The organism is Frankia umida, from assembly GCF_023242945.1.
In the GTDB taxonomy this organism is placed as follows: domain Bacteria; phylum Actinomycetota; class Actinomycetes; order Frankiales; family Frankiaceae; genus Frankia; species Frankia umida.
The window spans coordinates 111,994-125,823 of sequence record NZ_JALKFT010000011.1 but is presented as its reverse complement, the minus strand read 5'-3'; the positions used below and the strand labels follow the sequence as shown (position 1 = coordinate 125,823).

At 74.0% G+C, this 13,830-nt stretch carries 10 protein-coding genes; 6 read left to right on the top strand and 4 right to left on the bottom strand.

Annotation, left to right across the window (positions count from 1 at the left end; all coding sequences use genetic code 11):
- The first annotated feature begins 318 nt into the window (after nucleotides 1-318).
- From MXD59_RS13295 to MXD59_RS13285, 3 genes are all read left to right on the top strand, one after another.
- Nucleotides 319-1,017, top strand: a complete 699-nt coding sequence (locus MXD59_RS13295; protein ID WP_372512058.1) for a flavin reductase family protein — start codon at nucleotides 319-321, stop codon at nucleotides 1,015-1,017.
- A 982-nt stretch (nucleotides 1,018-1,999) separates the two neighbouring features.
- Nucleotides 2,000-3,046, top strand: a complete 1,047-nt coding sequence (locus tag MXD59_RS26425) for a hypothetical protein (protein ID WP_308301700.1) — start codon at nucleotides 2,000-2,002, stop codon at nucleotides 3,044-3,046.
- Between the two features lie 101 nt (nucleotides 3,047-3,147).
- The gene (locus MXD59_RS13285) at nucleotides 3,148-3,954 is read left to right on the top strand and encodes a class F sortase (protein ID WP_248824983.1); all 807 of its coding nucleotides are present in this window, start codon (nucleotides 3,148-3,150) and stop codon (nucleotides 3,952-3,954) included.
- A gap of 167 nt (nucleotides 3,955-4,121) precedes the next feature.
- On the opposite strand, the gene MXD59_RS13280 is transcribed toward MXD59_RS13285, so the two are convergent.
- Nucleotides 4,122-5,312, bottom strand: coding sequence for an SGNH/GDSL hydrolase family protein (locus MXD59_RS13280; protein ID WP_248824981.1), 1,191 nt, complete (start codon nucleotides 5,310-5,312; stop codon nucleotides 4,122-4,124).
- A gap of 146 nt (nucleotides 5,313-5,458) precedes the next feature.
- Between MXD59_RS13280 and MXD59_RS13275 the strand changes: the two genes are divergently transcribed.
- On the top strand, nucleotides 5,459-6,115 hold the full coding sequence (locus tag MXD59_RS13275) for an NADPH-dependent FMN reductase (protein WP_248824979.1): 657 nt from the start codon (nucleotides 5,459-5,461) through the stop codon (nucleotides 6,113-6,115).
- An 85-nt stretch (nucleotides 6,116-6,200) separates the two neighbouring features.
- Here MXD59_RS13275 and MXD59_RS13270 read toward each other — a convergent pair whose 3' ends face one another.
- Together MXD59_RS13270 and MXD59_RS13265 are read right to left on the bottom strand one after the other, a co-directional pair.
- On the bottom strand, nucleotides 6,201-6,833 hold the full coding sequence (locus MXD59_RS13270; RefSeq protein WP_248824977.1) for an alpha-ketoglutarate-dependent dioxygenase AlkB: 633 nt from the start codon (nucleotides 6,831-6,833) through the stop codon (nucleotides 6,201-6,203).
- A 66-nt stretch (nucleotides 6,834-6,899) separates the two neighbouring features.
- Nucleotides 6,900-7,967, bottom strand: a complete 1,068-nt coding sequence (locus tag MXD59_RS13265) for a cation diffusion facilitator family transporter (protein ID WP_248824968.1) — start codon at nucleotides 7,965-7,967, stop codon at nucleotides 6,900-6,902.
- A 202-nt stretch (nucleotides 7,968-8,169) separates the two neighbouring features.
- Between MXD59_RS13265 and MXD59_RS13260 the strand changes: the two genes are divergently transcribed.
- Entirely contained in the window at nucleotides 8,170-9,015 is an 846-nt protein-coding gene (locus tag MXD59_RS13260; protein WP_248824966.1) for an SDR family NAD(P)-dependent oxidoreductase, read from the top strand.
- A gap of 157 nt (nucleotides 9,016-9,172) precedes the next feature.
- The gene (locus tag MXD59_RS13255; protein WP_248824964.1) at nucleotides 9,173-10,765 is read left to right on the top strand and encodes a serine/threonine-protein kinase; all 1,593 of its coding nucleotides are present in this window, start codon (nucleotides 9,173-9,175) and stop codon (nucleotides 10,763-10,765) included.
- Between the two features lie 121 nt (nucleotides 10,766-10,886).
- On the opposite strand, the gene MXD59_RS13250 is transcribed toward MXD59_RS13255, so the two are convergent.
- Nucleotides 10,887-13,826 carry an ATP-binding protein gene (locus tag MXD59_RS13250; protein ID WP_248824962.1) on the bottom strand — a complete coding sequence of 980 codons (2,940 nt, stop codon included), beginning with the start codon at nucleotides 13,824-13,826 and terminating at the stop codon, nucleotides 10,887-10,889.
- Nucleotides 13,827-13,830: the final 4 nt, after the last annotated feature.

Genomic DNA, 13,830 nt, shown 5'->3' with positions numbered 1-13,830 from the left:
CCGGCGAGCCGCGATCCAGATCGCGACGGTGACGGCTTGGTGTACACAGGCCCGTCGGTGCAGGAGGGTGGTGCCATGGCGAAGCACAGGTCCGTCCCGCCGCCCATACCCCGGGCATCGGCATCGGCGCCCCCGTCGGGCCAGGCCCCGGCAGCGGCCCCGGCCCAGGTCACAGCCCCGGCCCTGGCTCGGACTTCGACTCAGGACCCGGCTTCGGCCCCGGCTTCGGCTTCGGTGCTGGCCGCTCGCCCGGATCGGACGGCGGCGTCGAGCGAGGGGCTGCGGCAGGCGTTTCGCCGGCACGCGGCGGGTGTGGCGGTGGTGACCTTCACCCGGCGCGACGAACCGGTCGGGTTCACCGCGACGTCGGTGACCTCGCTCTCGCATCGTCCGCCGCTGGTGTCGTTGGCGCTGGCGACCACCTCGTCGCTGGTCCCGGCGCTGCTGGCCGCGCAGACACTCGTGGTGCACCTGCTCGGCCATGACACGCGGGAACTCGCGATGCGCTTCGCCGAACCCGGCGCCGACCGTTTCGCCCCGCCCACCCGGTGGCGACGCCTTGAGACCGGCGAACCGCTGCTGTCGGACGCCGCCGTCTGGCTGCGTTGCCGCATCCGGGAGCGGATCTCCGCCGGTGACCACTGGCTGGTGATCGCCGAGGTCCTCGACAGTCAGCTCGAGCGCCCGGTCGCGCCCCTCGTCTACCACGACGGTGGCTATGGCACGTTCCACACCGCCGAGCCTGGACGCGCGACCGAATCGACCCTCGGCTCCGCGCGGGCGCCGAGCACCCGCGCGAGCACACCCCGGTCGACGCCCGAACCCGCCGTCCAGGCCGCGCCGTCCACACCGGCCGGGCCAGCCGCGGTGGGGACATCCAGCCAGGCGAGGCCGTCCAAGCAGGTGGGGCCGTCCGAACAGGGCGGGCGAGCCAAGCCGGGCGGGCCGTCCAAGCCGGGCGGGCCGCCCGGTCGCAACGGCTGGCCGGACGGAGACCTCGGCATCCGGTCGGCATAGATCGCGGGGCCGCGGGTCGCGCCGCTGGTGGCGCCGCGGGCGGGGATCCTCTGACGTGGTTACGCCGGCGGGCACCCCACCAGGCCCGGAGGTGCCAGCCCCCCTCGCGGCCGAATGGCCGTCGGACGAACCGGGCGGCCACCTGGGAGTGCCATTTTCGGTATCCAAGCCCTGTGCGGGCAATGCCTGAATGTCCCGGCGACGTCGCGCGTGCGACGGCGCACGGCCGGCTGCGCGCGCCATCGTCCTCATAGATTCGGCGCGAACAGGCTACTCATTTTCCGGGGGTGTTCCACCGGCGCCTTGTCCGCGGCTGGCGGCGCTCGGTGGCCGACGTCCGGCGGGCCGGCAATGGGTGCGCGGCACCGTCCGGCGATTGGTTAATCGAAACTCAGTCTGTCTTTCCGAGCCGAATGGACCAGGTCGGTCCGGCCCTACGACTCCTGACCTGCGCTGATATCCGTCCCCGACCCCCCACCATGGGTGGCGTGGTCGAAATCTGCGGTGAGGGAGTCCGCCCGCGGCGCCGTATCGGCCCACCCGACCCGCCGCATCTCGCCAGAAAGTGCCAGTTCAGGCCGCTTGCAGGGCGCGGAGCTGCGGGACTGTCCGGCTGCTTGTGACATCGTTGCCCATGTCGCCGGCACTCTCGTGGCAACCGGCCATATGTGTGCGGGGCAACAATCATGGGAAGAGGTCCCGGTCGCGACTATCTTGACTTCCCGGGGCCCGCTGTATGGTGCGAACGACCAGCTATCTGGATAACGTGCCGGGAGCTCCTACGAAAATGCAACGGACTACGCGCTCTCTCCCGAAAGCGGGCGCCCGAACGATCGGCGCGGCGACGGCAACGGTGGCCCTGTCACTGGGCATGGCCGGCATGGCGTCAGCGTCCGTACCGGGACAGGATGTTGGTGTCGCGCCCACATCCTCGGGCATTGCTGCAGCAGCCACAGCGACCATAACCCCCGAACAACAGGATGTGATCCGAGGCATTATCGCTTCGGCTGTCGACGAGGCGGGACGGCCTCGGATCGGCACCACCCCCGAAGCCACCAGCACACCCAGTGCCAGTGCCGCCATCGCCGACGGTTCGGTGGCCCTGCCCTGTAAGGACGGCCAGCCCATCAAGGACGGCCAGCCTGACAAGGACGGCCAGCCCTGCCCGACGCCGGCCCCGATCGTGGGGACCGGCCCGATCGTCGGCCCGATCATCATCCCGTGGCCGATCGTCGGCCCCATCGTCATTCCGGGACCCGGGCCGGTCCCGTGCAAGGACGGTGTTCCCATCAAGGACGGTGAGACCTGCGTCGGCGGCGTTCCCGCGCCGGCGCCCACCGAGTGCAAGGACAACATCCCCACCAAGGACAACCCGACCTGTGTCGGCGGCGTTCCCGGCGGGGGCACCACCGGTGGCGGCGTCCCAGGTGGCGGCGTTCCCGGCGGTACCAACACACCGGGTGGCGGCGTTCCCGGCGGTAGCACGCCCGGTGGTGGCGTTCCCGGTGGCGGCGTTCCCGGCACTGGCACTCCCACTCCGGGTGGCGGCGTTCCCGGCGGGGGCACCCCGGGCGGTGGCGTCCCAGGTGGCGGCACTCCCGGTGGGGGCGTCCCAGGTGGCGGCGTTCCCGGTGGGGGCACTCCCGGTGGCGGCGCCCCAGGTGGCGGCACTCCGGGTGGCGGCGTTCCCGGTGGGGGCGTTCCCGGTGGCGGCGTCCCAGGTGGCGGCGTTCCCGGTGGGGGCACTCCCGGTGGCGGCGCCCCAGGTGGCGGCACTCCCGGTGCGGGTGCTCCCGGTGCGGGTGCGCCGGCTGCGCCGGGTGCGGGAAGCCCGCAGCCGGCCTCGCTCGGCGCTGCGCCCGCCGTGGGCGTGCCGACCGCGGTGAACGCCGGTAACAGTGGTTTGCTCGTGGCCGGTGACCGGTTCCCGATCATCCCGCTGAGCGCGTTGGGTATCTCCCTCGGAACCGCGGGCGCGCTGCTCGGTCTGCAGCGTCGTCGGACGTCCTTGGCCCGCCGCCGGGGATGATGCCAGGCGCGGAGCGAGCAGACATCCCAGGACACCCCGAGCGGCCCGAACACCCCGAGCGGCCCGAGGGCGGACATCGGGGAACGGGCGGGGAAACCGCCGTGGAGTCCGACGACGAGAACCACACCGGCCACGCGGAGTCCGACCGGGAGCCGCAGACGTCCCAGGCGGGCGCGCACCGGCGTCCGCATCGGAGCATGCGGGTCCGGTTGCTACGCGTCGGACGGCACATGGTGATCGCCACGGCGGTGCTCTCAGGTGTCGTGGGAGTCACGGGGCTGGCCGGTTGGATGACCTCCCGGCCACCCGCGGACGTCGGCTCGTTCGACGCCGGCACATCGGCTACCGGGTCCCCGGGGACATCCGTGTCCCCGGGGGCCACGGCGGCCGGCCAGACCAGCGGTCCCACCCCCGGCCCCAGCCAGGCCCCCGCCGCCGCCGCCGACCAGGCCGCGCTGAACGCGGAACGTCGACCGACGGCGGTGGCCATCGCGGACGAGCACATCGCCGCACCTGTGGTGACAAGTCTCGTCGACAGCGGCGGTGCCCTCGACGTGCCGCGTGATCCGGCGATCGTCGGCTGGTGGGCGGGTGGCGCCGCCCCGGGCAGCGCCACCGGAACGGTCGTGCTGGCCGGGCATGTCGACTACGACGGACGGCCCGGCGCACTGTTCTCCCTGGCGGAACTCCCGACGTCCAGTGTGGTGACCGTGACCAGCGCCGATGGCACGACCCATCGCTACCAGGTCGTCACCCGCCGGCACGTGGCGAAGACGTCACTGGCCGACACCGGGGTGTTCCGCACCGACGGACCGCCCCGCCTCGCTCTGATCACCTGCGGCGGCTCGTTCAACCGGACGACCCACAGCTACCGCGACAACGTGATCGTCCTCGCGCTCCCCCTCTGAGGGTTTACCTCGAGGTAACGGAATCTCGCACGCGTCCCGGCGGACGGCCATGGTTCACTGCGGGCTCAGTTGCCGCGGGCATCGCCCGTCGAAACGATCCGCGCCGGCCCCGGTCCGGCCCGCGCGGTCCTCGCCGACGTCCACGCGAGACGTCCGGTCGGCACGCATCATCCGTCGGGATGTCGCCAGTCCGGGGTGCGCATGAGCCAGTCCACATCGCCGGTTGTCGCGGGTCCTGACGTCCAACCCCGCCACCTCATCCGGATCTGCCTCGCCGACCTCGCCCCCTGACCGGCCCCGCCCCGCATCTGCTCACCGTCGTCCTGCCCGTCCTGCCCGTCCTGCCCGTCCTGCCCGTCCTGCCCGTCCTGGACGGCTCCCTCGGCTCCCTTGGCCTGGCCGGCCCGCTGACGGCGCACGGCCCGCCCGCTCCCCTGGTGGACGGCCAGCTCCGTCGAGACGGCCAGCCCACCGTGGACCGCCAGCCCACCGAGGTCGGCGAGGTCGGGCTGGTCGGGCTGGGCCGCCGGGCCACCGTGGACCGCCGGATCGGCCTGAGCGGCGATCTGCTCCGCCCGGGCGGCCAGTTCACGCTGGTAGGTGTCGAACATCGCGGCACCGATACAGGCGTTGCCGTAGGACGAGGCATGCAGGCCGTCCGCGGCGAACAGGGCCGGATCGGCGGCGAACGCCTGCGAGATGGACGTGCGCATCCGCACCGGGGTGCCACCCGCCGCGCGCACCGCCGGGGTCTGCGCGCGTTCCAGCTGCCAGCTCAGCAGCCACACCACCTGCCGCAGCGGGGCCCGCACCGCCGCGATGACACTGAGATCCGGTGTGGTGCCCACGAGCACCGTGGACCCGCCGCGGCGCAGCTCGGCGACGGCCGCACCCAGCTGGCGGGCGGCCGTCGCGGCGGGCGTGCGGGCCCGGATGTCGTTCACGCCGATGGAGATCACGACCAGGTCGGGCGGTGCGGACGTGGCCCGGGCGATCCCGGCGATCTGTGCGTCCAGATGTTCGGCCCGCGCACCGTCGACGGCGGTGCTCACGACCCGCACATGCCGACCGGTCGCCGCGAGGCTGCTCGCGAGCCAGCCGCCGAGGGTGTCGTCGTAGTGGTGCACGCCCGTGCCCTGGGCGCTGGAGTCACCGACCATGGCCAGCACGAACGGCGCATCCGTCGGATTGCCGTAGAACTCACGCACCGGCGGGGCGGGCGTGGTCAGCGGTCTGACCTTGCGATCCGCCGCTGTGCCCTGCACCAGTGCGAGCCGCCACAGTCCCACTCCCGCGCCGACCACGGCGCCGCCACCCGCGGCGCTGGCCGACAGCAGGATTCCACCCCGTCCGACCACCGTGCCTCCTCCCGGCCCAGCCTGGCGGCATCGTAACCGCGCCGGGTTACACGTCGCTTGACATGAAGTTGACTTCATCTCCGATGCTCGGTCCAACGCCGGACTCCGCCTGGGAGTTCGCCCCGATCATCTCGTAGGAGCCCGCGTTGGCACAGCTCACCGCACCGACCACGCCCCCGAGCGCAGCCCCGACCCCGGACGTGTCCCGGCTGGCGGGGCGCTCCCGCACGCTGGAGGTCGCCGTTCTGCTCAGCAGTGTCCGGCCGGGACGGCTCGCGCCGACCGTGGGCGCCTGGTTCACCGACCAGGCGGCGGGACGCGACGACCTGCGCCTCACCCTGGTCGACCCGGCCTCGACACCCCTGGACCACCCGGGCGCCGACCCGGCGGATCCCGGCGTCGCCGTCGCCCGAGCCGACCTCGGCGAGCGCCTCGCCGCGGCGGACGCCTTCATCGTGATCACGCCCGAGTACAACCACTCCTATCCGGCCGCGCTCAAGCACATCCTCGACTCGTATCGACGCGAGTGGTTCGCCAAGCCCGTCGGTTTCGTGTCCTACGGTGGGATGAGCGGTGGCCTGCGCGCCGTCGAACACCTGCGTGGCGTGTTCGCCGAGCTGCACTCCGTCGGTGTCCGCGACGGTGTGAGTCTGCACGGCGTCCAGGCCGCGGACTTCGCCGCGGGTGGCCGGGTCGCGGCCGACCCGCAGGTCGCCGTCGCCGCCCGCGCCCTGCTCGACCAGCTCGCCTGGTGGGGTCGTGCCCTGCGCGACGCCCGCGAGATCGAGCCCTACGCCGCCTGACTCCCCCGCCGCCCCGGCGTACCACGGCCGTTTCGGCTTCGAGCCGGCGGCTCACCACGGCGTCGAGGCAGCGGCGAAGGGCTGGTCATCGGACATCCCGCGGGCGGAACTGGACACTGACCCGGGGGCCGATCGGGCGGGTGGTCTTGGGGACCGCGTGATCCCAGGTGCGCTGGCAGCTGCCGCCCATGACGAGCAGATCGCCGTGGCCGAGTTCGTAGCGCAGGGCGGGCCCGCCGCCACGCGGGCGCAGCAGCAACGGACGTGGATTGCCCAGCACCACGATCGCGACCATCGTGTCGACCCGCGCGCCCCGGCCGATGCGGTCACCGTGCCAGGCCACGCTGTCCTGCCCGTCGCGGTAGAGGCAGAGCCCGGCGGTGACGAACGGCTCCGCGAGCTCCTCGCGGTAGTGCTCCCCGAGAGCTCCGCGGGCCTGCGCGAGCACCGGATCGGGCAGGCCCGCTCCCTCGCCGTACCAGGCCAACAGGCGTGGCACGGCGACCACCCGGTCGTACATCGGGCGCTGCTCCGCCCGCCAGGGCACCTCGGCCTCCAACCGGGTGAACAGCAGATCGGCACCTTCGACCCAGCCGCGGCGCACATCCACCCACGCGCCGTGGGACAACGGGTGCCGGCGCACGGCGGCCCCCAGCGGCCGCAGCGACACCTCCGCGGCGCCGTCAAGCAGCGAGGACTGGAACGGTGCGACTCCCACGAGAACCATCGTACCAAACACATGTTCGAACATGATGGGCTGGTCGCCGTCCCCTCCGTGCCCGGCTCACACCGGCTGCGACGTCTCCGGTTCACCGGACGGCTCGATCGACACCTCGTCGGGAGCGGACAGGCTCAGCACCGCGTGCACGACCGCCGGCGAGGCCATCAGTTTCGCCTCGACCGCGCGCAGCCGGACCGCGACCCGCGACTCGCTCTCGTCCCCGACGATGTCGACGTCACCGACGACGGTGACCATCCGCGGACCGACCACCTCGACCCGCAGCTTGGTGACCCGATCGACCTCGGGCAGCGCCAGCAGGGCCCGAATCGTCGCCGAACGCACCCGCGGGTCGGCCTCCTGGCCGATGAGGAACTGCCGGTTGCGTCCGATCAGCACGAGCGCGACCAGCCCCAGCAGCACCCCGACCAGGATCGATCCGATCGCGTCGAACGCCGCCTCACCGGTGATCTGGTGCAGCGCGAGCCCCAGGGCGGCGATCACGATGCCCACCAGCGCCGCGGAGTCCTCGGCGAACACGGCCCGCAGGGTCGGATCGGAGGTGTCCAGGACGTGTTCGATGAGGTCACGGTCCATCGACGCGGCCTCCTTGCGGGCCTGCCGGGCCGACTGCAGGAACGAGGTGCCCTCCAGCACGAACGACACCGCCAGCACGATGTAGCCGATCAGGTAGTCACCACCCTCGCCCTTCTCGGCGAACAGTTCCTGCACCCCGTGGGTGATCGACACCGCACCGCCCGCCACGAACAGGCCCATCGCCGCGAACAGCGACCAGATGTACGCCTCCCGGCCGAACCCGAGCGGATGGCCCGGCTCCGGTGGACGCCGCGACCGCCGCTGCGCCACCACCAGGAAGACCTCGTTGCCGGTGTCGGCCCACGAGTGCGCCGCCTCGGCGACCATCGACGCCGACCCGGTGAGCAGTGCCGCCCCCGACTTCGCGATCGCGATCACCAGATTGGCCACGAAGGCGATCGCGACCGTCAGAACGCTGTCGCCGTGCTCGGCGCCGCCGTCCTGTTGCAGGGGGATGGCGCTGCGTGCCGCCGCGGGCAGCGCGCCCGGGTCGGCCACCGCCTCCGGTGACAACCCTGCGGCCCGGGCGACCCGCACGCTACGCTCCGACGGGGTCCCATCAGCGAGCCTCGCGATCTCCGGTCCCTCTGGCAGCGCGGGTTCTGGCGTTGGTGGCGTCGGTGCTGTCATACCCCAGAACATCGCCCGGACCCACCACCCGTTAAACCGTGATCCGCCCGTACTGGACGGCCGGTGTCCGGACGCCCCAGACTGCTGGGCGGCTGAGAGGAATCCCGCCATGAGCACCGTTCGGGACAAGGTCGTCGTCATCACCGGGGCGGCCGGCGGGATCGGCCGTGCGCTCGCCCTCGACGTCGCCCGCCGCGGCGGCCGGCTGGCCCTGTCCGACGTCGACGAGCGGGGTCTGGCCGACACCGCCGCGCTGGCCCGGGCCATCGGCGCCGAGGTGCACACCAGCCGGGTGGACGTCGCCGACCGCGCCGCCGTGCGGGCCCACGCCGCCGACGTCCACGCCCACTTCGGTCAGGTCCACCAGCTCTACAACAACGCCGGCATCGCCGGTGGCGGCGCCACCATCCTGGACGCCGACTGGGAGATCTACGACCGGGTGCTGGCGGTGAACCTGTGGGGCGTCCTGCACGGCACCCGCGCGTTCCTGCCGCATCTGGTCGCCTCCGGCGACGGCCACGTCATCAACATCTCCAGCCTCAACGGTCTGCTCGCCCAGCCCGAACTCGCCCCGTACTGCACGTCGAAGTTCGCCGTCCGCGGCTTCACCGAGACCCTGCGACTGGAGATGCTGCAGGCCGGCCATCCGGTGCGGGTCACCCTCGTGCACCCCGGCGGGGTCCGCACCAACATCGCCAGCGCCGCCCTGGCCGAGGCCCGCGGACGCGGCGAGCCGATCACCGACGAGTACGAGGCGCGCATCCGCTTCTACAACGACCACCTGCTGCGGCTGTCCCCCCGCCAGGCCGCCCAGGCCATCGTCCGCGGTGTCGAGGCCGACCATCCCCGCGTCCTCATCGGCCTGGACGCGCGGATCGCCGACCTCACCGCCCGTGCCCTGCCCCGCGCCTACCCCGCACTGGCCGGCCTCCTGTTCCAGCTGCTGCGATACTGAACCGGCCCCAACCCCGGCGACGCCGAACCGGCCGCCGCACACACCCCCCTGGGTCGTCGCGCGGTGGCACTCTGTACTAGTCTGCGGCAGATCCTCCGCTGCCACCGTCGCCTACCCGCCCGGAGCATGATGTCTGTCGACCATCGTCCGGCCGGGCATGCGGGATCTTGAGCCGGGCGATCCGCGCGCGGTAGGCCCGTACATCCTGCGGGCGCGCCTCGGCGAGGGCGGTATGGGCCGGGTCTACCTGGCACACTCCGCCTCCGGGCGGTTGACCGCCGTCAAACTGATCCGGCCCGAACTCGCCGCCGACGACGTCTTCCGCGATCGTTTCCGCCGTGAGGTCGCCGCGGCGCGGCTGGTCTCCGGCGCGTTCACCGCCCCCGTCGTGGACGCCGACCCCGACAGCCCCACCCCGTGGCTGGCCACCCAGTACGTCCCCGGACCGTCGTTACACGAGGCCGTGGCGCACAGCGGCCCGTTCTCGGCGCGGGTACTGCGCCGTCTGGGCGCCGGCCTGCTCGAGGCGCTCATCAACGTCCACCGCGCCGGCCTGGTCCACCGCGATCTCAAACCGAGCAACGTCCTGCTCGCCGCGGACGGCCCCCGCCTGATCGACTTCGGGATCGCCCGCGCCGCCGACCACACCGAACTGACCCGCTCCGGCGACATCGTCGGCACCGCCGCGTACATGTCGCCCGAGCAGGCCAGCGGCGACCCGGCGAGCCCCGCCAGCGACGTCTTCGCCTTCGGCGCCGTCCTGGTCTTCGCCGCGACCGCCCGCAGCCCGTTCGGCCGCGGCTCCCCCGCGAGTGTCCTGTACCGCGTCGTGCACGCCGACCCCGACCTCACCGGTGTCCCCCCTGACCTGCACGGTTTCGTCCAGTCCTGCCTGGCCAAGGACGCCGCCGACCGCCCCGCCCCCGAGTCCCTGCTCGCCTGGCTCGCCACCGACGTCCCCCTCGCCGGCCCCAGCTGGCCCGCCGGCGTCACCCGCCTGCTCGACCAGCGCGCCGCCGAGGCCAACGCCCACCCCGTTCCCACACCGCCCCCCTTCCCGCCGCGGCCAACCCCGCCACCCGGACCGACCCCGCCGCCCCGGCCCACCCCACCACCGCGGCCAACCCCACCGCCGCAGCCGACGCCGCCGCGGCCGCCGGCGGCGGTGTTCGCCGGCCGCTGGCAGCTGTTCCTGATCGTGGGCCTGATCCTGGCCGTGACGAGTGTGGGCCTGGCCGCCTGGGCGGTGTCGACCATCGCCACCGCCGCATCCGAGGGCATGCGGCAGGCCCAGCAGAGCACCGTCGACGATCAGGCCGTGGCCAACCGGGTCGTCGGCGCCGGCATCGTGCTGATCGCCAGCCTGATCGCCATGCCGATGGCCTGGTGGCGGCTACGGTACGGGTTGCGCCGACCCGCGCTGTCGATCAGCCCGCACGGTATCCACGTCGAGGCCGGCGGCCACCAGGTCGACCTCGGCTGGCGCCACATCGCCCGCGCCGACGTGATCCCGCTCCGTGGCCGCCAGGTCCTCGCTGTCTGGCCCACCGTCCCCGGAACCACCTGGTCCCTCCAGGGACGCCAGGCCCGCCGACGCCCCCGCGGCCGCTACCGCTGCTTCTGGCGCGACCACACCCTCGGCTGCGATGTCATCATGGACGTCGCCCTGCTCCACGGCGCCCCCTCCCACGACATCTCCGCCGCCCTGGCCACCATCCCGCCGTCCTCGGCCCCGCCCTACCGCCCGTAGCTCCCCCCCAGCGCGCCCCCGGGGACGGTTCCGCGGAACCGTTTCCGCGCACCTGCTGTCCTCGTCGCCGTGGGTGTGGCGCCGCACGGGCGGGTTCGAGCGCACAGCGCGAGGTCACCTGTCAGCTGCTGTCGGCGCGCCAGCGGGCGACGAGCTGGGTGCGGTTGGTGCAGCCGAGTTTGGCCAGGATGTTGCGGACGTGGCTTTCCACCGTCCGTTCGCTGAGCACCAGCGTCTCGGCGATCTGCCGGTTCGACCGGGCCTGGACGACCAGGGAGGCCACCTCCCGTTCGCGAACGGTGAGCACATCGTGCGGGTGGGCGCGGCCGCGGGCGGCGGGTGGGAGCGCGGCGAGCAGCTGGTCGGCGCGGGCCCCGGGGCCGGGCATGTCGAGGCGGCGGGCTTCGGTGGCCGCGGCGGTCGCCACCGGGACGGCGGCGTCGGGGCGCCCGCGGCGGCGCAGCACGTCGGCGAGCGCGAGCCGGCCAAGCACGACATAGGGGCGGGCACCCAGCGCACGGTCGGCGTCGATCGCCCGGCGCAGCGCCGCCTCCGCCGCGGGCAGGTCGCCGGCGTGTGCGAGGGCCCGTCCGTACGGGCCGTCCATGGCACCGACGAACAGCACCGTCGGGATGCCGTGCGCGCCGGGATAACGTGCCAGCGGTGCGAGCCGGCGGGCGAGCAGGCGGGCGGTGGCGGCGTCGCCGAACGCCTCGACCAGGTCGATCGCCTGCACCAGCACCCCGGCCCAGCGCACGTCGACGACCGGGTCGTCCAACTGCGGCCGCAGCCGCTCGTAGCAGGCCCGGGCCTGCTGCGGATGACCCGCCAGCAGCAGCGCGTTGGCGCGGAACGCGGTCATCAGGGTGTTGGACGGGGCGTCCTGGAGATCTTTCCACAGGTCCGCGGGCAGGTCCGCAGGGTCGCCGCGCAGGCCCGCGAGGTGCTGCGCCCACGCGTGGCCAAGCCCGACCGACAGGGGGTCGCCGAAGGATCGGGCCAGCCGGCCGGCGGCGCCGTCGTGGGCCCGGCCGGCGGCGAACCGTCCCTCCAGGACCGCCCGGGCGGCCTGACCACGCAGCAGATGCCAGCGGGCCAGCGGCAGCCCGCCGCGTTCGGTCAGGCGGGCGATCGCCGTCATCGCCGTGTCCACCACGTCAAGCTGGCCAAGCTGGTAGGCGGCTCGCAGCCGCCACTGCTCGGCCAGCACCCCGGACAGCGACTGCCCGAGCGTCGCCGCCTGCCGCGCCGCGAGGTCGGCCAGGCGCAGCCGCTCGTGGACGTCGTCCGCCTCGGTCAGCAGCAGCTCGCTGGCCCGTGCGGCATCGAGCAACGCCTGGCCGCCGCCGCCGCTGGTGGTGGCGGCGGCGGCGGTGGTGGTGGCGGCGAGGGTCATCGCCTCCCGGGCCAGGGGGCGGGCCTCGTCCGCGTCGCCGGCCTCGGCCCGGATGGTGGCCAGCTGGGAGAGCAGCTGCGCGCGGATGGAGGCGGGCTGGTCGGTGGCCAGGGCCTGGCGGCACAGGGCGGCGACGACATCCGCCGCCTCGGGGAAGGTGACCCAGCGGACCACCAGTGCCGCGGTGGCCACGCAGGCGGGCTGGGCGGCGGCGGCCTGCGCGCAGTGGCGCAACGCCTCGGTCAGGTTGCCGGCGAGGTAGTGCGCGCGGGCCAGCTCGAGCAGCGCCTCGGCCAGCACGCCCGGCTCGGCGCCGGCCAGCCGCGACGCCGCCACGGCGACGCTCAGATGTGCCACCGCGTCGTCGAAGGCGAGCGCCTGACGGGCCTGCGCGGCCGCGATCCGCGCCCAGCGGGCCGTCTGGTCGGGGCATCCGGCGCGGCTCCAGTGCGCGGCGATGTCCGCGGCGACACCCGGCGGACACTCGCCGCCGGGCAGGCCGGCACGGGCCTCCAACGCCGTCGCGGCACGCTGGTGGATGGTGCGGCTGAGCGCGTCCCCGTCGTGTGCGGCCAGGGTCTCGGCGAGCAGGCCGTGCGCGAAGACGAACCGCCGAGGCACACCCACGGCGCCGACGTCGGCATCGGCATCGGCATCGACGTCAGCGATCATCAGGCCGGTGTGGTGGGCGGCGTCCACCGCGGCCGCGGCGGCGGGTTCGGCGACGGCCGCGGCGGCGGCGAGCAGGGGGACGTCCACCGGGCCACGCAGCAGACCCGCTGCCCGCAGCACCGGACGCGCGTCGGCGGGCACCTGACCGAGCAGGACGTCGACAAGGTCACCGACCCGCACCGGCCGGCCGGCCCCGGTGGCGGCGACGTCGAGCAGCAGGGGCAGGCCGCCGCAGCGGCGGGCCACCTGACGGGCCAGGTCGGGGCCGGCCGACGGCGTACCGGTGGCCCGCAGGTACTCGCCGACGGCGACGTCGGGCAGCGGAGGCAGGTGGGTGACGTGCACCCGTGGCAGTCGCGGCAGTTCCCGGTGCAGCCGCGACCATGCCGAGTCCCGCTCCGGCTGGTGGTCCCGTGCGGTGAGGACCAGCAGCAGGCAGGCATCGGCGAGGCCGGCCGCGACCTGACGAACCAGCTCCAGGGTGTTCGCGTCAGCCCAGTGCACATCCTCGAGCACGAGCACCCACGGAACGCCGGACGCCGCCGCTGTCGTGGTCGCGGTGGTCGCGCTGGCCGCGGCCAGCAGGGTGTCCGCGGCGTCCGCCAGGGCGGCGAAGCGGACCGCGGCGAGGTTCGGGGGGTCGATCGGGACGTGCGCCTGGCCGACGGCGTCGAGGGCGCGCCGCGACTCGCTCAGGCCGGCGCCGGCGCGGGCCAGGGAGCGCAGCGCCTGCTGCCAGGGCCACAGCGGCGGGGTGCCGTGATCGGGCCGGCAGTAGCCACGGCCGACCGGCAGCGGCAGCGGCATGGGCGCCGGCGTGGACGCCGTCGTCGATGCGCGCAGCAGTTCCTCGAGCAGGCGGGTCTTGCCGATGCCGGCGGGCCCACTGATCAGCGCGACGCCGCCATGGCCGTGGGCCGCGTCGCGCAACCGGGTGCGCAGCGCGGCGAGCTCCGCCTGCCGGCCGACGAAGGGGCGATCCGTGCCTGACACGGTT

Coding starts and splice junctions, on each gene's coding strand:
- MXD59_RS13255 (WP_248824964.1), top strand. CDS start 9,173: ATGCGGGATCTTGAGCCGGGCGATCCGCGCGCGGTAGGCCCGTACATC.
- MXD59_RS13260 (WP_248824966.1), top strand. CDS start 8,170: ATGAGCACCGTTCGGGACAAGGTCGTCGTCATCACCGGGGCGGCCGGC.